Origin of the sequence: Pseudomonas sp. NFACC14 (genome assembly GCF_900106885.1) — a bacterium.
In the GTDB taxonomy this organism is placed as follows: Bacteria; Pseudomonadota; Gammaproteobacteria; order Pseudomonadales; family Pseudomonadaceae; genus Aquipseudomonas; species Aquipseudomonas fluorescens_AA.
Genome location: NZ_FNOA01000001.1, coordinates 255,029 through 274,004, shown reverse-complemented (window position 1 = coordinate 274,004; position 18,976 = coordinate 255,029). Strand labels below are relative to the sequence as shown.

The window sequence follows — 18,976 nt, the reverse complement described above, 5'->3', positions numbered from 1 at the left end:
ATCAGCATGCGGTCGACCTCCTTCCTCGCGGCGCTAGCCGTTCTTCCCCTGGCCATTGCCGCCGCACAGGCGCAAGCCGTCCAGCTCGACGTGCCTGCCCAGCGGCTCGACGGGGCGCTCACCGATTTCGCCGAGCAGGCCGACGTGCGGCTGCTCTATGACGCCGGCCTGACCCGTGGCAGCGCCATGGTGCCGGCGCTCAAGGGCGACTATTCGGTGGTCGACGGCTTGCAGCGGTTGTTGGAGGGCAGCGGCCTGACCTTCCAGACCGGCAACGATGGCACCATCACCCTGGTGCCACTGCCCGAGCAGGGCGTGCTGGAGCTGGGCCCGACCACCATCAGCGGGCTCGCCGAAGGCCGTGTCGACCTGCCGGCCGAGTACGCCGGCGGGGAGGCGGCGCGGGGTGCCCGCATCGGCGTACTGGGCAACCAGGATATGCAAGATGTGCCCTTCGCCTTCTCCAGCTACACCTCCGAACTGATTGAAAAGCGCCAGGCGCAGACCCTGGCCGATGTGCTGGCCAGCGATCCGGGCGTGCGTCAGTCGTTCGGCTTCGGCAACTTCTCCCAGGTGTTCGTCGTGCGCGGGTTCCAGCTGTTCAGCGACGACATTGCCTTCAACGGGCTGTACGGCATTCTGCCGCGCCAGATCATCTCCACCGAGTCGGTCGAGCGGGTCGAGGTGTTCAAGGGGGCCAACGCCTTTGTCAATGGCGTGTCGCCGTCGGGCAGCGGTGTCGGCGGGGCGATCAACGTGGTCTCCAAGCGTGCCGAAGACTCCCCCACGCGCAGCGCCACCCTGGACTATGCCAGCGACAGCCGGGTGGGTGGGCACCTCGACCTGGGCCAGCGCTTCGGCGAGGACAACCGCTTCGGCGTACGGGTGAACCTGGCCCAGCGCGAGGGCGAGACCGCGGTGGATGATGAGCAGTCGCGCTTCAGTCTGGCCACCCTCGGTCTGGACTACCACGGTGACCGTCTGCGCCTGTCTGCGGATCTCGGTTACCAGAAGCAACGGGTCAATGAAGGGCGCTCGGTGGTCTACCTCACCACGACGGGACCTACCAGCACACTCAACGGCAAGACACCGTCGGCACCCGACTCCGACCACAACTACGCGCAACCCTGGAGCTGGTCGCAGCTCGAAGACACCTATGGCATGTTCAGCGCCGAGTACGACCTGTCGCCCACGTGGACCGCCTACCTGAGCGCAGGCGGCAAATACACGCGGGAGAATGGCGTCTACGCCTCCAACTACGTCTATGGCGCGAATGGCGACGCCCGTATCGGCCGCCTCTATTCGCCGCTGGACCAGGAAAACCTGAGCGCCGTCACCGGGCTGCGCGGCGAACTCGCCACCGGGCCGGTCAGCCACAGCATTAACCTGGCCGCCAACGGCATCTGGCAGGAGAAGCGCAACGCGTTCGAGACCACCGCGGCGGGCAGTCGCGGCTTCGGCAATCTGTATCAGGGCCAGCCTGTCGCCGAGCCGCCGGCCACCAGCGTCTCCGGCGACATCCACGACCCGGACACCACCGCCAAGGTGCAGAACCGTAGCCTGGCGGTGTCCGACACCCTGGGCGTGCTCGACGACCGCGTGCTGCTGACCCTGGGCCTGCGCCGCCAGTCCATCGGCGCCGACGCCTGGAGCGCGGCCAGCGGTGCCCGCACCTCCAGCTATCAGGAAAGTATCACCACGCCGGCCTATGGCCTGGTGATCAAGCCCACCGAGTACCTGTCGCTCTATGCCAACCGCGTCGAGTCTCTGCAGCAGGGCCCGACCGCGCCGGCCGCCGCACTCAACAACGGCGAGATGTTCGCACCCTATCGCTCCAAGCAGACCGAGATAGGCGCCAAGCTCGACTGGGGCACCTTCGGCGGCAGCCTCAGCCTGTTCCGCATCGAGCAGCCCCAGGGCGTGCTCGGCGGCGATGGCTACTACCGGGTGGATGCCGAGCAGCGCAATCGCGGCGTGGAACTGAGCCTGTTCGGTGAGCCGCTGGACGGCCTGCGCCTGCTGAGCGGCGCCACCTGGACCAAAGCCGAACTTAGCGGCACCGCCGGCGGTCGCGACGATGGCAACCAGGCAGTGGGTGTGCCGAAATTCCAGTTCAATCTGGGCGCCGACTGGGATGTGCCCGGCTTGCCCGGGGTGAGCCTGAACGGCCTGCTACTGCGCACCGGCGGCCAGTTCGTTGACAGCGCCAACGACTACAGCATCCCCGCCTGGACCCGCGTCGACCTGGGCGCGCGCTATCGCACGAAAATGGAGGGCCGCGCGCTGACCTTCAACGCGATGCTGGAAAACGTCGCCGACGAGAACTACTGGGCCTCGGCCAACGGTGGTTACCTGACCCAAGGTGCGCCACGCACGCTGAAGGTGTCGGCTACTGTTGATTTCTGAGGTTGCTCACGATTAAAGAGGCGCCTTCGCGAGTTGTGTGACCATGCTAAAGGCGGTTTCGCCTGGCGCTCCGAGAGGCTGCATTTGTGGCCTCTGTAGTTATTGCGTAAGCGTTCAACCAAGTCACCGAGTGTGATTCCGCCAGATCAACTGATATGCAAGTCGTTTGCTCGATATCGTTTGCCCCATCGGCTTCCCCTTGTCACCGCTAGGTTGGAGCCACATGATTGCGCTTCAAGGCTGGTCATTCAGCGGGATCTGCTCTGTGAGGTGAGCCATTGGATGTACTGGCTGAATTTATTTTCCAAGCAATTTGCTTCCCTGTCGGCTGGCCTTTGATGAAAGCCCTGACCCTGGGGAAATATCCCGTTAAAGGCTCCTGGTTCTCCGTAAGCCCTTCAGCCCAATGGACGTCTGCGATTGGGCTAGCCGTTTTGGTCATTGCGATGATGGCAGCGTTGAGGCAGTTCGTGCTTGCTTAGCGAATGGCTAAGTAACAAAAATGAGACAGATCACGATTATGGAACAGGTCGATCACAGGTGAATTCAAAATCGTGGTCTGTCCCCAGCTTCACCCAGCTTCACAGCATCTCGATCCGTGCCCGCGCCGGTAAATCCCGCGAAGAATTGGCAGGGCAGGCGCGCGATGCGGTGAAGGTGATCTGCGGTTGAACGGGCTTGAGGACATCCTCACGGAAGGCTTGTCCGTGGTGTTCTGCGGGATCAATCCGGGGTTATTGGCGGCAGAGCAGGGGCATCACTTTGCCGGACGCAGCAACCGCTTCTGGCGCACGTTGCACCAGGCCGGCTTCACTCCCCACGAAGTGCGCCCGCAAGACGACCGCTCGATCCTGCAATTTCACTGCGGCCTGACCGCCGTGGTCGAACGGCCGACGGCGAGTGCGGATCAACTGTCTGCCGAGGAATTCACCGCAGCCGCCGCTAGCTTCGAACGCAAGATCGCCCGTTACGCGCCGCGCTTCGTGGCGTTTCTCGGCAAGGCTGCGTATGCCGGGTTATCCGGCAAGAAGTCGATTGAGTGGGGACTGCAAAAGGAGACGCTCGGGGGCGCTAAGGTATGGATCCTGCCCAACCCCAGCGGTCGCAATCTGGCGTTCAATCAAGCGCAACTGGTGACGGCGTATCAGCAGCTTCAGCGCGCGTCGAGCGCAATCACGTAAGCGCTGAACATGTCCGCCATGCCCTCGGCGCGGACAAGGTAATGGCGGAAAGTCCTAGGCCTCATTATTTTCAAGATTGGCTGCGGTGCATTCCCTCAGGACTTCGATGAATGCCTGCAACCCAGAGGGGATATGGCGATGTCCCGGGTAATATAAAAACAATCCTGGAATTGGCGGGCACCAGTCTTCCAGGACCTTCACAAGTCGCCCGTCAGCCAAAGATCGCGAGGCTACGCGCTCTGGCACGTAGGCGATGCCGAGTCCGGAAATGGCGGCGTCGGCCATGATTTCCGGGTTATCGAGGGTCAGCTGTCCTTTGGGATCGATGACCAATGACTGCCCATGCTTTTCAAACTCCCATCGATAAGGTTTACCACTCGGCATTCGGATGCCGATGCACTGATGTCGAAGCAGATCATCCGGGGTCAATGGGTATGAATGAGTCTTGAGGTAGTCCGGGGAAGCGACGGTTACAAACCGAATATCCGGGCCTATCGGGACGGCGATCATGTCTTGAGGTATCGACTCACCCAAGCGGATGCCCGCGTCGAAGCCGTTGGCAACGACATCAACCAGGCGACCATCGGTGACGAGATCGACCGACATCTGCGGGAAACGTTGCAGGAATGTCGGCAGGGCGCACTCCATCAAAACGCGGGCAGCCTGATCGCTTGTATTGATGCGCAGGGTGCCGCTTGGAAGATCCCGATACTGATTAACTTCATCTACAGCCAGCGCAAACTCTCGCAACACCGGGCTCAACCGGCTCAGTAGGCGTTCCCCCGCTGCCGTCGGAGCGACGCTGCGTGTTGTGCGATTGAGCAAACGAACCCCGAGCCTTGCCTCGAGGGTTCTCATCAAATGGCTCAGCGTGGACGCGGACAAACCCAGCTCATCCGCCGCTTTGCGGAAGCTTCGGTGACCAACGATCAGCGCCAACGCCCGTACATCAGTGAGCGACAGGGGGAATTCATTCATGGCTATTTTTCACCAGGTCATCCTCATTCTGCTCGATAGTAGCAGCAGTCCAAGGCGCGTAGCGTTAGACCCTCGCAAGCCAGCCCGGCTCGCTCAGAGGAGAACATACCGATGAATAAAACCTGGTTAGTCACTGGCAGCTCGTCCGGCATTGGCTTGGCGGTAGTTGAGCAATTGCTGGAACGAGGGGATCGCGTGGCGGCTACGTTGCGTGAACCTCAAGCACTCAGTCACTTGAAAGAGCGCTACGGCGAACGGCTGTGGACAGCGGCACTGGATGTGAACGATGCATCCGCCATTCGGAATGTCGTTAGCCGTGCATTCACTGAACTGGAACGCATTGACGTCGTGGTCAGCAACGCAGGATACGCATTATTCGGCGCCGCCGAGGAATGCCGTGACGAACAAATCGATCAGCAATTGCAAACTAATCTGGTCGGCTCAATCCAGTTGATTCGCGCTTGCCTGCCTTTTCTCCGTCGGCAAGGGGGCGGTCGAATTCTGCAAGTATCGTCGGAGGGCGGCCAACTGGCTTATCCAAACTTCAGCCTTTACCACGCCAGCAAGTGGGGCATCGAGGGTTTTGTCGAATCAGTCGCGCAGGAGGTTGCACCCTTCGGCATTCAGTTCACCCTTGTAGAGCCAGGCCCGACTCGTACGAACTTTGCCGCGGCCTTGGTCCGCCCTCCGGTGATGGCGGAATACGAACAGACGCCTGCCGGCGAGGTGCGTAGAGCGATCGCCAGTGGTGCTTTCCCCCTGACAGGAGATCCGCAGAAAATGGCCAAAGCCATGCTGGGGATCGCCGAAGCCGAACCGGCACCAAAACGTCTGCTGTTAGGCAGCGGTGCTTATGGGCGTGTCCACGCAGCGCTGAGCCAGCGACTGGCTGAGCTGGAGCAGTACAAGGGAATTGCAATGAGTACCGAGATCGAGTGAGTTCCGTTCAGGAAAAAGGGGGTGGATATATTTTTCATAATAAATCTATCCCACTTTTCGGCTTTTTCGCACCTGTCAGATTTGATTGATTAATGCGTAGCGACCCGAGTGGACGCCGCTCTGGCACCTGGGTTAGCTTCCGTATCCGTTCATATTTTGAGCTTCCACAACCATGACTGATCGTCAGATCATTGTTCCAGATGGCATGAGATTGCTCTTCGAGCATGCTGGTTATGCACCGGCTGTAAAGGTAGGAAAAACTCTTTACTGTGCTGGTCAGGTAGGCCGGACGCCGGACTTATCAGTTATCGAAGACCCCGAGCTGCAGTTTCTGGCAGCATGGGAAAATCTCCGGCTCGTCTTGGAAACCGGCGGCTGCGAATTTGCAGATGTCGTAGAAATGACCACTTATCACGTCGATATGCACCGCCACATGCCAATTTTCAGACGGGTGAAAGATCAAGTCTTTCCTCGGGGCACATGTGCATGGACATGCATAGGTGTCAGTGAACTGGCTCGCCCCGGCCTTCTCGTGGAGATCAAATGCGTCGCCGTAGAGCGATAATTTTTCTGATGGGCACCTGAATATACAAATCTTGGATGGGTGTTCCATCTATGCTGCGTGACGAAGCGTTTAGCCCAGTGGGTAAATGGCAATCTGCTTTAAATCGTTATAGATGGCAGCTCCGGCTTAAAGAAATCGATGAAAGCGCGCAAGGGCGCCGGCATGTGTGCCCGGTTGGGGTAGTAGAGGTAAAACCCGCCAAACGGTCTGCACCAAGCATCGAGCATCCGCACCAGCTCACCACTTTGCAGGTGGGCTGCCACGTAACTCTCGGGGACGAATGCCAGCCCCGCTCCTTGCAACGCCGCCGCCAGCAACATGTCGGTGTCGTTCGCCATCATCACGCTGACCACATCGACATCGACCTCTCCTCCAGGTCCTGTGAAACGCCAGCGATACAAAGCGCCCGTGTCGCTCCAGCGGTACGTCAGGCAGGCGTGGCCGCGCAGGTCGTCCGGCGTCGCGGGCATGGCCCGCGTGGCGAGATATGCCGGCGCGCCAACCACGGCCATGCGCAAGTCTGGTGTCATCCTGATCGCCACCATATCCTGGTGGACCAGGTCGCCGGACCGGATTCCCGCATCGAATCCCCGCGCGATCACGTCCGTGATGCTGTCATCGATGACGAGTTCGATCCGCACATCCGGATAGGCCTGAAAGAACGCCGCCAGGCGCGGGATGATCAGCAAGTGAGCCGCAATCCGGGGGAGGTTGATCCGCACCAAACCCTTCGGAGCGTCCTGCGATGCCGCGACAGCACGCACTGCCTCATCCATTTCGGCCATCACAAAACGCAGGCGCTCGACCAGGGCAAGGCCAGCTTCGGTGGGTGCCACACTACGCGTCGTGCGGTTGAGCAGGCGTGCGCCCAGACGCTGCTCAAGGGCGGCAATGGTATGGCTGATTGCCGATGGCGACACGCCGAGTTTATCCGCGGCCCGGCGGAAACTGCGCTCCGTCGCGACGGCGACAAACGCCGAGAGTTCGGCAAATTCTGCTCCCTTCATATTCATGCGCTCTGCTCAACAACACATCCCGATTATAGGGTATTAAACACAGCAATCGACGCTGCCAGACTGAGGGTCTTCTTCAGAGGAATGGTTATGACAAACACGATGCAGCGCTGGGAAATCGATGCAATTGGTGAACGACTGACGATGCGTACGGTACCCGTACCGGTTCCGCAAGCTGGTGAGGTACTGGTCAAGGTGCGCGCTGTCGCGTTGAATTACCGCGACAAAATGGTTGTTGAGGGCGGTCGCGGTCTTCCACTCGGTTTCCCGTTCACCCCATGTTCAGACCTTTCGGGTGAAGTGATCGCCTTGGGGCCTGGCGCCACTCGGTTCAGCACGGGTGCGCGCGTCATCTCGGTATTCACTCCGGATTGGATCGATGGCCTGCGTCCAGGTAACGCGCGTACACCTGCCTACCGCACCCTGGGCGGCTACTACCCAGGTGTGTTGGCCGAATATGTCTTGATGCCTGAAGCATGGCTGGTTCTGGCGCCGGCAACGCTGAACCATTCCGAGGCCGCCACCCTCCCGGTCGCAGGCCTGACCGCTTGGTTCGCCCTGGTGGAACGTGCCCGTGTACGCGCCGGCGATACGGTGCTCATTACCAGCACCGGTGGAGTTGCTTTGTTCGGCCTGCAAATCGCCAAGGCACATGGCGCCACCGTCATTGTCTCGGGCCGTGCCGACAACGAAGCGCGCGCCCGCGCGCTCGGCGCCGACCATTATGTGGACCGCCAGCGGGATGACTGGGTAGAAGCCGTGTACAACATGACCGCAGATCGCGGTGCGGACCATATCCTGGAAGTGGTGGGCGGCAACCATCTCGGCAAGTCGGTCCAGGTGGCTGCCGTGGGGGCGCACATCTGCCAGATCGGCGCACTCGACGGCTTCGACCTCAGCGCACCGGCCATGCCGCTGATGCTCAAGGACGTCACTGTCCATGGGATCGGCACCGGCAGCCGGCACGCCCTGGAAAATCTGATACGCGCTGTCGACCGGATCGGCTTGAAGCCTGTCATAGATGTTCGTTACGCCATGGTCGACGCCCTGGCCGCCTTCGATCACTTGGACCGTGGGGCGTTCGGCAAAATCGTCATCGACGTAGCGTGACGAGCCATCAGCCTATGCGCTCGCCCCTCCGTCCACGGTCAGGGTGATGCGAGTCACCCGGTCTGCGGCAGGGCTTGTAAGTCATTCGACTCAGGCTACGGCCAACATAGAACTCGATAGACTCTGGCGAGCCGGCTCTTCGGCTGGCGTCCCCAGCAGAACACTGCATCGCGAGCGCAACCAGCGCTCGCCCGTATCATTGTGAGCAGCCCCTCTCCAGACCATCGATAGCTCTTGCTGAGGCAGCGAAAGGGGCACCGCTTCCGCTCTCATGCCACAGGTGCCAGACATTGCTTGGGCTACGTAATCCGGCACGATGACAATCATTTCGCTGCCTGCAAGTAACATGGGCAAGGCGCTGAACTGAGGCACCGCGAGAACGACCTTGCGTTGACGCCCAATCAAATGGAGGGCGCGGTCGGCATCCTCAATAACATTACCCATGGATGACACAACGGCATGGGGCCGACGGCAGAACTCGTCCAGGTCCAGTTCACCGAGCTGAGAGTCAGCCCGTAGCAACATCGGATGACTCGAGCGTAAACCTTTACACCGGGTATTGGCTGGCAATTGCAACGTATGGCTGATACCAAGGGAAATCTCCCCGGAGGCGAGCAGTTGCGGTAATTTCCATTGATCGGCGCGGCGAACCACAAGCCTTATATTCGGTGCTTCAATGCGCATACGGCGCAGCAAACAGGGCAACAAGACGTATTCGAAGTCATCGGGAAGGCCGATATGAAAGGTGGCTTCACTGGTAGTGGGGTCGAACGCCTGACACTGACTCAGCGCGGCAGCAATGCTGTCGAGCGCGGGCGTCAGATTGGAAAATATCTCCTGGGCGCGCGAGGTAGGTTCCATCACTCGCCCCGTGCGAATGAACAAGGGATCATCGAACAGGTGTCGTAAACGCCCCAGGGCAGCGCTGATGGTCGATTGACTCAGGAGCAGTTTCTCGCCGACACGACTGACATTTCGTTCGTACATCATCGTTTCGAAGACAACCAGCAGATGGATGTCGGCGCGACGCAGATCATTCCTGTTCATCATGTTAAGCACCTACGAGTTTTACATTCGCAACTGTCGAACCGCTCTTCTCCTGCCAGCAAGCAGCGAAGTTATTGTTGCCAAGTGACACGACATGAATATCGGCGGTGTAGCTACGGATGCATGGCTCTTTCTTGATCCCGAACCAGCTGTACCGGTGCCGGGTATCAATCTTCATGGGGGGGCCTACCTTGTCTGTTGCAGATTGTCGGCGAGGGTTCAGCCCTTCGATCGAGGTCGTTAATCTGCCCCTACTGTAAAGGGGGCTGCGTTCATTGATGTCTTCACGGTCCACGAACCGGACTGTCGGAACGAACTGGCAGACGCATAGGTATCTTCCATGAACTGGAAGTCAGTCATCTTTCCGTCACGAACCTTGGCATGGATGGAAAACGGTGATGTAAACACCTGGTCGACCGCTACGGAGCGGTAGGTGAACTTACCGAAAATCGCGACATCCTCGCCGGAGGCGATCTTGGTAGAGATGGTGAAGTCTTCGATCGCGTGAAGGGGCCAGCGGCGATCGAGGGTTTTATCGGCTCATTGCTCGGTAAAGTGCCGGATTTCAAATTCCGTAATGTGCGCTTTTTGATCGACACCCCTGATCAAGTGTTTGCCGAATACAGCGTAGAGGCCCTGGTGCCTGCCACAGGCCGCATCTACCGGCAGATGTACGCAGGCCGCCTGGTGGCCAAAGACGGCAAAATTCAGCTGCTGCGCGAATCCTTGGATACCGTGGCCGCTGCCAAGGCGTTCGCGCCGGTTGAGGCGGCGTAAGGCTATTAAACTGCGGTACTAAAGCTCGTGGCTATAACCGCTTCTACTGAAAGCCAAATGTCCTTGTGGGAAAGGCTTTAGCCTCGATCCTTTCGTTCTTGGCTGGGTGGCGGAGACTGTCTGCTTCTGGCCGTTTGCTGCCCCTTACGACAGGCAGAAATCGGCCAATAGCAGCCGTTCACGAAGGCAGCTATTGGCGGCTTGTGGATGGGTGCCTGTCCTTCGTTAGGGGGAAGCGATCAGGCCAATGATGAATAGTCGGTGTACCCAACCGCGTAGCCTAGCGGGCTGCTGCCAAAATAGGTGCTGGGGTCGGCGGCATTGAGCGGTGCATCGCTTATAAGTCGGTGAATAAGGTCTGGATTGGCTAGCGTCATTTGCCCGTACGATTCAAGGTCTGCCAGACCACTGTCGACGTCTTTCCCAATATCTTCACGTGGCCGATCCGGCCGGTTCAGGATGAGTGCCCGGCGCCAGAGCTTGCGCAGATCACGCAGAAGTTCGTCATCGCCGTAATGAACTATATGCAGATACACGAGGCCCAATTTATCGAGTTCGCCCACCAGATAACGATACAGATCAGGCCCTTCATCGCCATGGTTGAGTCCCATGCCGCCAAACCCGGGCGACAGGCGAATTCCAGTACGATCCGCTCCGATCTCTTCCACGACAGCCTCTGCAACCTCAATGGCAAAACGAGCGCGGTTTTCCAGCGTACCGCCATACCGATCCGTACGCTGGTTGCTGCTGATCGCCAGGAACTGATGAATGAGATAGGCGATGCCATGAATCTCCACGCCGTCGGCTCCGGCGTCCAGCGCCCGACGGGCAGCGTATCGGTACTGGTTGATCACTTGCGGGATTTCATCGAGGTCGAGCGCACGCGGTACCGGGATATCCTTCATACCTGACAAGGTAAAGATCTGTTCGCCGGGGGCGATGGCGGAGGGGGCCACACCCTGCCGATGATGGGGGGTGTTGAGCGGATGCGACATTCTTCCGGCGTGCATCAGTTGGAAGAACATGCGAGCGCCCTGAGCGTGCACAGCATGGGTGACCTCTCGCCAGCCTGCCACATGCTCATCCGTATAGATGCCAGGCGTAGCAGGATACCCTTGGCCGTCATCAGAGGGCTGAGTGCCTTCGGTGATGATGAGCCCCACGCTAGCGCGCTGTGCGTAGTATTCAGCAGCCAGTGGTCCTGGGGTCCCATCGCTATTGGCGCGGGCTCGTGTCATCGGCGCCATGACGATGCGGTTCCGAAGCGATGCGCTGCCAAGCGTCGTGGGTGTGAGCAAGTGATTCATACCTGCAATTCCATTTTCACGAGATTGGGACCTGCCAGCGGACCTGTCGGCGGCTGGAAGAATCGACTGCCCGTTTCGATATCTCCCATGTCGGCGCCAAAGAACCCCAGACGCTCGATCAGAGACGCGATCTCGGCCTTGGCTGCCGCATCTTCGCCTGCGTAGAACAGAATGCGTTGACCGCCCTCTTTAACGGGATCGGCTGCCAGATTCCAGTAGGCGTGGTGATTGAACGCCTTAACCAAACGGGCACCTGGGACCATCTGCGCGACCAGCGCTGAAGAGGCGTGACCACCGATGTCGATGGCCGCAAAAGGCTGCTTTTGCAGTGGGTTGGTTGTGTCCACCACGATGCGCCCTTTGAAGTCCGGCAGACCCGTTAGCGCTTCCCTCAATTGGTTCCAGGGCACTGCTACAAATACGATGTCCTTGGCAGCCGCGTCCTCGCGTGTGCCTGCTTTGATCGAAGGGCCAAGCTGTCTGACCTGGTCGTGGAGGGTTTCAGGTCCTCGGCTGTTGGCCAGTGTGGCTTCGATGTTCAAGCGTGCGAGCTGCTGAGCGATGGCGTTGCCAATTTGTCCGGCGCCGATGATGCCGATGGTTTTCATGACTGTTCCTTTTATTGTGCAAAGGGATCTATTCGAAGCGGCAGGCTTCCTCGAAGGAGAGCCGCGGATCACGTGGATGAAGGCGCGTGTCATCACCATGGCCGATGGTGAAAATGAAATTGGCCTTCCATGACGTCCCGCTGAAGAACGCCTTGTCGATGATCGCGTTGTGAAAACCGGACATGGGGCAGACATCCAGCCCCAGCCCACGAGCGGCGATCATCAGGTACGCACCGGTCAATGAACTGCTGCGGTAGGCAATCGACTCGGCAAAGGCGGCGTCAGCCTCAAACATCGGCTTGAAGTTCATTCTCGGGAATAGTCGAGGTGCCTCATCGAAGAATCTGGAATCTTGAGCGACGATGGCCGTCACCGGCGCCGCTCGAACCTGCTCGGGGTTGCTACCCATGCCCTCAAGCGCGGGATAAAGCTTGCGCTTGCCTTCCTCGGACCGCACAAACACGATGCGGGCAGGCTGCAAATTTCCGCTGGTCGGGCCCCATTTGGCTAGCTCATAAAGTGCTTTGAGCGACTCGTCCGATACCGCTTTGTCTGTCCAGTGGTGATGGGATCGTGCGTCAGTGAACAGTTGCGCTAGGGCGTCTTGTGCGATGGCAGACCGAGCTGACATGGCGTTCTCCTCGTGGGTGTTATCGGACATGCCGACGGTCAAGACGACCTTCTTCGACCAATTGTTTACCGATGGTCTGGATGTGAGCTTCTCCGACTTTCAGCGCCTGCGGTGAGGTGTGGACGGAGTAGTAGCCCAATGCGAGATCGTGATTGTGAGGCACGGCAGAACCGAGAATGAACTGGGTGTCCGTCAATGCTTCGAAGTGGACTGAATGGCTGCATCGTTCAAATGCCACCAGCTCTTCAGGCTGAAGTTCTTCGCCATTGGCCAGCAGCCTCCCTTCGACGGGGGATACCCAGAGCACCGTATGTCCGCTCGGCGATACGTAGGTCCAGCGCTCGCCGGCCTTGAGTTTCACCGCCAGGAAGTTCATGGGTGACGGGGTGTCGATGGCGCTGCGCGCGTTCCCGTAACTGCCCAACAAAACCCGTGCCGGTCCAGCGCTGACGATGTCTTCGGATTTCTGGAAAGCTGAGACGGTCGGCCCCAGTTCCGAATCGGGCGGCAGGGCGACCCAGAGCTGGAAGCCACGCACCCGGCCATGATTCTCATCACCTACGCTGCCGCCGTGCCACATGCCGCGGCCCGCTTGCATCCACTCGACGCCGCCGCTGGGCAGGACGACAGTGGTGCCGTCCGGATCAATCAGGTCCATGCGGCCGTCGATCAGGTAAGACAAGGTGGCAATCCCGGAATGTGGATGAAGTTCACCCACGAAAGGAGGGCCCTGCATATCGAAGAAATCCAGGAACACGAACGGTTTGAGAATCTGACCAAAGTCGGACGGGCTCATCAGGCGTACGGCTGGACCGTTACGACGACCATGGGTGCGATGGGTGATCTGACGAAGTTGCACAGTGGTTTTTTCAGCGGCGCGGGACATGCTGATCTCCTTGATCAAACGGTTGCGGTGCGGGCGTTTTCGAGGGCATGCGACCACCACAGCAAGTCATCGATCATGCGACCTGCCTGATCGTCCTGAGCCTGCAATACCGACTCGATCTCATCGGTATTGCCCTGGAAATGGGCGTAAATCGCGTTGACCGGGATATGCACCGCTGTGCGAATCGTTGCCATCTGAAGCTCGGTCGCGATTTCGCGCAGTTGCTGCACGGCGCGAGCGCCGCCAACGCTGCCCCAGCTTACGAAACCGATAGGTTTGCGGTTCCATTCCGGGTAAACCCAGTCCAGTGCATTTTTCAAAACAGCGGGCGGGCCAAAGTTGTATTCGGCAGTGGCCACCACGAACGCGTCGGAGGTCGCGATCTGTTCAGTCCAGCGACGAACGTTTTCGTTCTCATACGCCGGACGGCCAGGAAAGCCAGGAAGCATGGCGCTGTCGAAGAAGGGCAAATCAAAATCCCGCAGGTCGAGCAAGCGGACGTTCAGCCCTTGGCGCTGTTCGAGATGGTGCTTGATCCAGTTGGCTGGAGTGCTGGAGAAGCGGCTGTCACGAGTGCTGCCAACGATGACGGAAACGGTAGTCATGGTGAGTCTCCTTGGGAATGGGGGAGGCGCCTGTGCGCCATGGAGCCCACTTTAGGAAGTCTCCGATAATTCAGAAAGATGGGCTGGTGAGATGCACTCGTTCATAAATGAGTGTAATAGAGTTAAATTGCTGACACCGGGCTGTGCATGTAAGAGCGAGCAGCCGGTTCGTGCCCAGCCAGGGATGGGCGAGTCAATTTCACTTATGCACAAACGGGGTAATCACGTGGATCTGAATGATGTCGCACTGTTTGTTCAAGTCGTTCGGGCGGGGAGTTTCGCCGAAGCCGGGCGGCGTCTCGGCATGCCGCCCAGTACTGCGAGCAGGCGTGTGCAGCTATTGGAAGCCGCGTTGGGTACACGGCTGATGCAGCGCACCACGCGGCGATTGGTGTTGACCGATGCCGGCAACAACTTTTACGCCGAATCCGCCGATCAGATCGATGCGTTGCTACGTGTTGCGGGGCAGGTGACTAATGATTCTGCTCAGGTTGCTGGTCGCATTCGCGTGGCTGCTCCCGTGGATTTTTTCAACTGGTTTCCGGCACAGGCTGTCGCACAATTCATCTCTGAGCATCCGCGAGTACGTCTTGAGTTCGAGCTGAATGACGCACGAGTCGATCTGCTGGGCGAGGGTATAGACGTAGCCATGCGCGGAGGTGATCGCGATCCATCGCTGCTCGCACGCAAGCTTGGCACGAGTTATCAAACTCTTGTGGCGAGTCCAGGCTACCTGGCAGCGCATGGCGTCCCGGCTCAGCCCGCTGATCTGAGTGCCCATCACTGCATCACTTCACCGTCTCACGGTGGGCCCCGCACCACCTGGCGGCTGGGCGGTGTCGGCAATCAAGCAGCGACCATCGAAGTGGATGGACCGTTTCAGGCCAATACGGCTTCGGCGCAGCTTGAAGGTGCGCTGGCCGGATTGGGCATCGCGCTGCTACCTGCCGCACTCAGCGCTGCCCACGTCGATGCAGGGCGCTTGAAGGAAGTGCTCCCTGATTACACTTCAGGTGCAATAGGCGTGCATTTTGTCTACCACAGCCGCCGACAGCTGCCTCGTGCGGTATCCGCGTTCATCGAATTCGCAGCAAACACCATTAAGGAAATGGGTTTGATGGAAATCGATAAGCGACCTGAGAAGTCATTGCCCAAAGGGAAGTGATCGGTCCACATCGAACTCGGAAATTGACGGTAGCAAATGGCCGCTTTTGGCCGAAAGCCGCCCTTATGGTGCTCTACGTTAAAACTATCTGCCAGCCATGGCCTGTGGATGCCAGCATCAAAACGGGCGCCTTAAGCGCCCGTAGAGCATTTAACGTTCAACCTGCGCCTGAAGCCGTCGCCCAATCACCTACAGCAAATCACACCCATCCCGCACGGAATCACCAAAAACTGCGCGAAATCCGAAAGCACCACTGTATCGCTGGCAATCTCGGAGCGAAACGCGATGTTCTCCAATACCTGGGTCACGGTACGGATGCGGTAATCGGCAGTTGCGTGCAGGACGTCAAGCGGTGCCTGGGTATCGATGAGCAGGGCGGCTGGGGTGCAGTCGATACCGGTGATGGGGATGTATCTCTGCATGGGATTGCTCCGTTTGGTTAGAGGACTTATCCGATCCGCAGGTCGCCAAACCTGATCACCATGGTTGGCGACGGAAAGAACTATAGATTTGCGCCCCCAAGACGAACAAGGTGAGAGATTCCGAGGCCTTCGTAGGAATCATGAGAACTCTCCGAGGAAACGAACCGACTTTATCCATTTCTGTAGGAACAATTACTCACACCGAAGAAAACCCCACCCCAACCCCGAGACCGCGACATCCGGTATCCTGCGCCTCTGAAACACCATCCCGGCCCGAGGCGTTCCAATCGTCATCCCGGCCCCTCGAACAGTCTGCAAAGCAACGCAACAGGAGGCATGCATGTTGATAGGACATCGGTTCGAGCGCACCGCGCAGGGTGATCTGCACATCCATTCGCGCAACGTGGTGCAGAGCTTGGTCGTGTGGGTGATAGGGGCGTTGGCCTTTGTCTTGCCCATGGCGTTCGCCGTGTTCGTGATGGTAGATGGGGCCTCGTTGATGGCAGAGGTGGATCCACTGTCCGCCCTGTTGATGGTGCTGCTGTGGTTGCTGATTCCTGCCCTTGGCCTGCTGCTGGTGGTGTACACCGGCGTCCACGAGACGTTGGTGTTGTCGCGGGTCGACGGCGAAGGCAAGCGCCTGACCCGTAACCTTTTCGGGCGCCGGGAGCGTTTGCAATCGGCCTTCCGGATCGATGCTGCCAAATCCCTCGAACTGCGCCGCCTCCCGCAGGCTGGGCGAGCTCGTACCCAGCTGTGGCTGATACTGCGCGATGGCACCGCGCAGCGCCTGACGACCGACAACGTTCCGGTGGTGCCGGGCAGTCAACGCACGGACCTGTGGCTGCGGGAGCTGGCCGACTACTTGGGCGTGGCGTTGCCCACCGAGGTCGTCGAGGGGGCGGCGCCGGTTGTGAAGGCGCCCTATAGGCCAACTCCGGCCCCTACCAGCGGCAAGGCAGTAAGGGCAGCCCGTCAGCGCCGGGAAAAGGGCGACGCTGCTGCGCCTGAGCCGACCGAGAAATTGGGCGTGCCTGCACGTGCCTTGCTCACGCTATTGGGCGCCTTCTTTGCGGTACTGGAACTGACTAACGTCATGACCTTGGTGCCGGCCATTTTTACCGGACGGCTGCGCGTCAGTGGTTTTCGAACGGGCTCGACGACGTTCTACTGGGCCGAGCAGCCGCTGAGCTTTTCCTTCAATTTGCTGGTGGGTATCGCCGAGGGCGTGATCGTCGGCTTTATTGCCTGGGGTTGCCTGCGCGTGGCGATCCAGGGGCGCATGAATGCCAAGCCTTAAGGGCTGCGTCTAAGGAAATAGGAGTTGGGAACGATGTTGCTTCGAGTGAGTGAATTGGCAGAACCCGGCCTCGCCGAGGGCACTTGGTTGAATGAACGCTGCCTGGGTTTTCTGGAGAAAGCGGTGGCCGAGCTGATGAGGGAGGCTCATTGACCATAGGGGGTATTGCGCTGATGCTTGCGCAGGCGGCGCCATCGAATGGGCGCGGCCTGCCAGGTTCTTGATCGGGTCAGTCGATTCACACAACCGAGGGGGTATTCATGCCTGTGACTGTTCGGGTTGCAATGGCGGACGACGCACAACACCTGTCCGTCATCGAGGCGTCCGCCGTCCTTACGTTCCGCAGCATTGATGAGCTGAGCTGGGTGGCGCAGTCGCCGCCGATGTCCGTCGAGCGACATCGCCAGCTCATTGCGTTATCGACGTGCTGGGTTGCCCTCGATGACGAAAGCAGGCCACAAGGATTTCTCAGTGCCGAGCGCTACGGTGAGGCTCTTCATATCCATGAGGTGTCTGTCGCACTGTCCTGGCAGGGCCAGGGCTTGGGGCGGCGGCTGATAGAGGTTGCGCAGGACTATGCCCGCTCCAACGGACTGGGTTTGATCACCCTCACGACATTCATCGACGTGCCCTGGAACGCCCCGTTTTATGCCAGCATGGGTTTCCAGGCTAAAGCCACCCAAGACCTGGAACCGCGACTGGCGACCATATTGAATGCCGAATACCAACGTGGATATGCTCCGGGCAGCCGCTGTGCAATGGTCTGGTCAGTCACTTGAATACGATTTTTTTAACATCTGCAACGGAGACAAGCATGGAACGGGACAGCGCCTATATCACCACGACGCAAGCGCTGGAAAGCCTCTACGGCCCCGTCGCGGCACCCTCGATCCTCAAGGAAGTCGACCATATCCATCCGGTTTACCAGCCCTTCATCGAGGCTGCATCCTTTGTGATCCTCGCTTCCTCAGGCCCCGGAGGGCTGGATGCGTCTCCGAGGGGCGATGCGCCGGGGTTCGTTCATGTCCACGACAGCAAGACGCTGTATTTGCCCGACCGCCGCGGCAACAACCGTATCGATTCCCTGCGAAACATCGTCGAGGATCCCCGGGTCGCGTTGCTTTTCCTCGTGCCGGGCGTAGGAGAAACCTTGCGCGTGAATGGCACGGCCAGGATATCCATCGAGCCAGCCCTGTTGTCCCGCTTCGCAGTAAAAGGGCAACTCCCTCGAACCGTTCTGGAAGTCACCGTAACCAGTGTTTATTTCCAGTGCAGCAGGGCAGTGGTCAGGGCGGGATTGTGGGACGTGAAGCGGCAGATCGAGCGCAGTGCACTGCCTACGGCGGGCGAGGTGTTCAAACGCATTTGCCCCTCGCAGGTCGATGGCGACGCTTATGACAAGGCTCTGCCGGAGCGTGTTGCCAATACGCTTTACTGACGATGCTATAGAACACTTCAATACCCAGTCCCGAGAAGCCTTGGTATTGCAGTTGTTGTCGATAAGCCGAGGCGCAGTTCCCCGTAAGATCATTTATTTGAAATGACGTCACTCATGTATTGATGGAGATCACGCAGGTCCTTGACGTTCCAAGGGTGCGGCGGGATCTTCACGCCATTTTCCTGCAAGGTCCTTGGAATCAGGTTTCCATTTGGGCGAAGTATGATTGAAGAGACAATCACACCCGGGTAATCGGTCAGTCGTTTCTTGAAGGCGGGTGTCGTAAGGTCAGGGGTTGGCGGGTTGCTTTTCCTGGCCAACGGCCCTGTTCCCTTGATGTCCGCGCCATGGCATACGGCGCATCGCTGAAGATAGAGCGTTTTCCCATTGGCGTTGTCCGCGAAGGACGCTGACGCTTGCATGCATGACAGGATTCCGAGTAGAGCGACGGATGATGTTTTGATGTTCATGTGACCTATTCATGGCCGAGCGTTTATCGGTGGTAGCACCGAACGCGTACAGCTGTGCATGTAATTGGGCGTGACTGCGGGATAGGACAGCTTGGCCGTTAAACCACGTTAGATTTAAGGTTAACAAA

Annotated in this window: 20 protein-coding genes and 2 pseudogenes; 11 read left to right on the top strand and 11 right to left on the bottom strand. The window is 59.1% G+C overall.

The window, feature by feature from the left end; all coding sequences use genetic code 11:
- The first annotated feature begins 6 nt into the window (after positions 1 to 6).
- The 3 genes and pseudogenes from BLU85_RS01310 to mug all read left to right on the top strand — a co-directional run bounded on the left by BLU85_RS01310 (position 7) and on the right by mug (position 3,587).
- The gene (locus tag BLU85_RS01310) at positions 7 to 2,406 is read left to right on the top strand and encodes a TonB-dependent receptor (RefSeq protein ID WP_092196783.1); all 2,400 of its coding nucleotides are present in this window, start codon (positions 7 to 9) and stop codon (positions 2,404 to 2,406) included.
- A 576-nt stretch (positions 2,407 to 2,982) separates the two neighbouring features.
- Positions 2,983 to 3,078, top strand: a pseudogene (locus tag BLU85_RS31595) (TetR/AcrR family transcriptional regulator); the annotation flags it as partial.
- Positions 3,075 to 3,587, top strand: coding sequence for a G/U mismatch-specific DNA glycosylase (mug, locus tag BLU85_RS01300; protein WP_092196777.1), 513 nt, complete (start codon positions 3,075 to 3,077; stop codon positions 3,585 to 3,587). The pseudogene BLU85_RS31595 and the gene mug, both read left to right, overlap by 4 nt.
- A gap of 54 nt (positions 3,588 to 3,641) precedes the next feature.
- Here the strand turns inward: mug and BLU85_RS01295 are convergent, their stop codons facing one another.
- Complete coding sequence (locus tag BLU85_RS01295) at positions 3,642 to 4,565, bottom strand: LysR family transcriptional regulator (RefSeq protein WP_092196775.1); 924 nt, start codon at positions 4,563 to 4,565, stop codon at positions 3,642 to 3,644.
- A 111-nt stretch (positions 4,566 to 4,676) separates the two neighbouring features.
- Here BLU85_RS01295 and BLU85_RS01290 point away from each other — a divergent pair, with 111 nt between their 5' ends.
- Both BLU85_RS01290 and BLU85_RS01285 read left to right on the top strand, forming a co-directional pair.
- On the top strand, positions 4,677 to 5,504 hold the full coding sequence (locus tag BLU85_RS01290; RefSeq protein WP_092196772.1) for an SDR family oxidoreductase: 828 nt from the start codon (positions 4,677 to 4,679) through the stop codon (positions 5,502 to 5,504).
- 172 nt (positions 5,505 to 5,676) lie between these two features.
- On the top strand, positions 5,677 to 6,069 hold the full coding sequence (locus BLU85_RS01285) for a RidA family protein (protein ID WP_092196769.1): 393 nt from the start codon (positions 5,677 to 5,679) through the stop codon (positions 6,067 to 6,069).
- Between the two features lie 98 nt (positions 6,070 to 6,167).
- Here BLU85_RS01285 and BLU85_RS01280 read toward each other — a convergent pair whose 3' ends face one another.
- Entirely contained in the window at positions 6,168 to 7,082 is a 915-nt protein-coding gene (locus tag BLU85_RS01280) for a LysR family transcriptional regulator (RefSeq protein ID WP_218190000.1), read from the bottom strand.
- 90 nt (positions 7,083 to 7,172) lie between these two features.
- Between BLU85_RS01280 and BLU85_RS01275 the strand changes: the two genes are divergently transcribed.
- Positions 7,173 to 8,192, top strand: coding sequence for a zinc-dependent alcohol dehydrogenase family protein (locus tag BLU85_RS01275; RefSeq protein WP_092196766.1), 1,020 nt, complete (start codon positions 7,173 to 7,175; stop codon positions 8,190 to 8,192).
- A 90-nt stretch (positions 8,193 to 8,282) separates the two neighbouring features.
- Here the strand turns inward: BLU85_RS01275 and BLU85_RS01270 are convergent, their stop codons facing one another.
- Together BLU85_RS01270 and BLU85_RS31050 are read right to left on the bottom strand one after the other, a co-directional pair.
- Entirely contained in the window at positions 8,283 to 9,242 is a 960-nt protein-coding gene (locus BLU85_RS01270) for a LysR family transcriptional regulator (protein ID WP_092196763.1), read from the bottom strand.
- A gap of 1 nt (position 9,243) precedes the next feature.
- Positions 9,244 to 9,417 (bottom strand): hypothetical protein, encoded by a 174-nt coding sequence (locus tag BLU85_RS31050; RefSeq protein WP_170847539.1) that lies wholly within the window; start codon positions 9,415 to 9,417, stop codon positions 9,244 to 9,246.
- Positions 9,418 to 9,743: 326 nt separating this feature from the next.
- On the opposite strand from BLU85_RS31050, the gene BLU85_RS01260 reads away from it, so the two are divergent.
- Positions 9,744 to 10,016: a nuclear transport factor 2 family protein gene (locus tag BLU85_RS01260; protein ID WP_256572813.1), complete on the top strand. Its 273-nt coding sequence runs from the start codon at positions 9,744 to 9,746 to the stop codon at positions 10,014 to 10,016.
- Positions 10,017 to 10,255: 239 nt separating this feature from the next.
- Here BLU85_RS01260 and BLU85_RS01255 read toward each other — a convergent pair whose 3' ends face one another.
- From BLU85_RS01255 to BLU85_RS01235, 5 genes are read right to left on the bottom strand one after another with little or no spacing between them, the layout of a single operon-like run.
- Positions 10,256 to 11,323, bottom strand: coding sequence for an alkene reductase (locus BLU85_RS01255; RefSeq protein ID WP_092196757.1), 1,068 nt, complete (start codon positions 11,321 to 11,323; stop codon positions 10,256 to 10,258).
- Positions 11,320 to 12,024 (bottom strand): NADPH-dependent F420 reductase, encoded by a 705-nt coding sequence (locus BLU85_RS01250; RefSeq protein ID WP_139207842.1) that lies wholly within the window; start codon positions 12,022 to 12,024, stop codon positions 11,320 to 11,322. The genes BLU85_RS01255 and BLU85_RS01250 overlap by 4 nt, the downstream gene beginning before the upstream one ends.
- The gene (locus BLU85_RS01245) at positions 11,960 to 12,592 is read right to left on the bottom strand and encodes a malonic semialdehyde reductase (RefSeq protein ID WP_256572812.1); all 633 of its coding nucleotides are present in this window, start codon (positions 12,590 to 12,592) and stop codon (positions 11,960 to 11,962) included. Before BLU85_RS01245 ends, BLU85_RS01250 begins: the two co-directional genes overlap by 65 nt.
- Entirely contained in the window at positions 12,582 to 13,448 is an 867-nt protein-coding gene (locus BLU85_RS01240; RefSeq protein ID WP_092196751.1) for a pirin family protein, read from the bottom strand. Before BLU85_RS01240 ends, BLU85_RS01245 begins: the two co-directional genes overlap by 11 nt.
- A 14-nt stretch (positions 13,449 to 13,462) precedes the next feature.
- A complete protein-coding gene (locus tag BLU85_RS01235; protein ID WP_092196748.1) occupies positions 13,463 to 14,053 on the bottom strand; it encodes an NADPH-dependent FMN reductase in 591 nt (196 codons plus the stop codon).
- A gap of 226 nt (positions 14,054 to 14,279) precedes the next feature.
- On the opposite strand from BLU85_RS01235, the gene BLU85_RS01230 reads away from it, so the two are divergent.
- Entirely contained in the window at positions 14,280 to 15,218 is a 939-nt protein-coding gene (locus BLU85_RS01230) for a LysR family transcriptional regulator (RefSeq protein ID WP_256572811.1), read from the top strand.
- Positions 15,219 to 15,407: 189 nt separating this feature from the next.
- Here BLU85_RS01230 and BLU85_RS01225 read toward each other — a convergent pair.
- Positions 15,408 to 15,640, bottom strand: a pseudogene (locus BLU85_RS01225) (hypothetical protein).
- A gap of 340 nt (positions 15,641 to 15,980) precedes the next feature.
- Between BLU85_RS01225 and BLU85_RS01220 the strand changes: the two are divergent.
- The 3 genes from BLU85_RS01220 to BLU85_RS01210 all read left to right on the top strand — a co-directional run bounded on the left by BLU85_RS01220 (position 15,981) and on the right by BLU85_RS01210 (position 18,378).
- Positions 15,981 to 16,940 carry a hypothetical protein gene (locus tag BLU85_RS01220; RefSeq protein WP_092196745.1) on the top strand — a complete coding sequence of 320 codons (960 nt, stop codon included), beginning with the start codon at positions 15,981 to 15,983 and terminating at the stop codon, positions 16,938 to 16,940.
- Between the two features lie 260 nt (positions 16,941 to 17,200).
- A complete protein-coding gene (locus tag BLU85_RS01215; protein ID WP_092196742.1) occupies positions 17,201 to 17,719 on the top strand; it encodes a GNAT family N-acetyltransferase in 519 nt (172 codons plus the stop codon).
- Between the two features lie 35 nt (positions 17,720 to 17,754).
- Positions 17,755 to 18,378 carry a pyridoxamine 5'-phosphate oxidase family protein gene (locus BLU85_RS01210; RefSeq protein WP_092196739.1) on the top strand — a complete coding sequence of 208 codons (624 nt, stop codon included), beginning with the start codon at positions 17,755 to 17,757 and terminating at the stop codon, positions 18,376 to 18,378.
- Positions 18,379 to 18,467: 89 nt separating this feature from the next.
- Here the strand turns inward: BLU85_RS01210 and BLU85_RS01205 are convergent, their stop codons facing one another.
- Positions 18,468 to 18,800, bottom strand: a complete 333-nt coding sequence (locus BLU85_RS01205; RefSeq protein WP_371914224.1) for a c-type cytochrome — start codon at positions 18,798 to 18,800, stop codon at positions 18,468 to 18,470.
- Positions 18,801 to 18,976: the final 176 nt, after the last annotated feature.

Bases quoted from the DNA above. Each gene is read 5' to 3' on its own strand.
- BLU85_RS01295 (WP_092196775.1), bottom strand. From the start codon at position 4,565: ATGAATGAATTCCCCCTGTCGCTCACTGATGTACGGGCGTTGGCGCTG.
- BLU85_RS01290 (WP_092196772.1), top strand. From the start codon at position 4,677: ATGAATAAAACCTGGTTAGTCACTGGCAGCTCGTCCGGCATTGGCTTG.
- BLU85_RS01235 (WP_092196748.1), bottom strand. From the start codon at position 14,053: ATGACTACCGTTTCCGTCATCGTTGGCAGCACTCGTGACAGCCGCTTC.
- BLU85_RS01210 (WP_092196739.1), top strand. From the start codon at position 17,755: ATGGAACGGGACAGCGCCTATATCACCACGACGCAAGCGCTGGAAAGC.
- BLU85_RS01270 (WP_092196763.1), bottom strand. From the start codon at position 9,242: ATGATGAACAGGAATGATCTGCGTCGCGCCGACATCCATCTGCTGGTT.
- BLU85_RS01255 (WP_092196757.1), bottom strand. From the start codon at position 11,323: ATGAATCACTTGCTCACACCCACGACGCTTGGCAGCGCATCGCTTCGG.
- BLU85_RS01245 (WP_256572812.1), bottom strand. From the start codon at position 12,592: ATGTCCGATAACACCCACGAGGAGAACGCCATGTCAGCTCGGTCTGCC.
- BLU85_RS31050 (WP_170847539.1), bottom strand. From the start codon at position 9,417: ATGAAGATTGATACCCGGCACCGGTACAGCTGGTTCGGGATCAAGAAA.
- BLU85_RS01285 (WP_092196769.1), top strand. From the start codon at position 5,677: ATGACTGATCGTCAGATCATTGTTCCAGATGGCATGAGATTGCTCTTC.
- BLU85_RS01275 (WP_092196766.1), top strand. From the start codon at position 7,173: ATGACAAACACGATGCAGCGCTGGGAAATCGATGCAATTGGTGAACGA.
- BLU85_RS01240 (WP_092196751.1), bottom strand. From the start codon at position 13,448: ATGTCCCGCGCCGCTGAAAAAACCACTGTGCAACTTCGTCAGATCACC.
- BLU85_RS01280 (WP_218190000.1), bottom strand. From the start codon at position 7,082: ATGAATATGAAGGGAGCAGAATTTGCCGAACTCTCGGCGTTTGTCGCC.
- BLU85_RS01215 (WP_092196742.1), top strand. From the start codon at position 17,201: ATGCCTGTGACTGTTCGGGTTGCAATGGCGGACGACGCACAACACCTG.
- BLU85_RS01250 (WP_139207842.1), bottom strand. From the start codon at position 12,024: ATGACACGCGCCTTCATCCACGTGATCCGCGGCTCTCCTTCGAGGAAG.
- BLU85_RS01220 (WP_092196745.1), top strand. From the start codon at position 15,981: ATGTTGATAGGACATCGGTTCGAGCGCACCGCGCAGGGTGATCTGCAC.
- BLU85_RS01205 (WP_371914224.1), bottom strand. From the start codon at position 18,800: ATGCAAGCGTCAGCGTCCTTCGCGGACAACGCCAATGGGAAAACGCTC.
- BLU85_RS01310 (WP_092196783.1), top strand. From the start codon at position 7: ATGCGGTCGACCTCCTTCCTCGCGGCGCTAGCCGTTCTTCCCCTGGCC.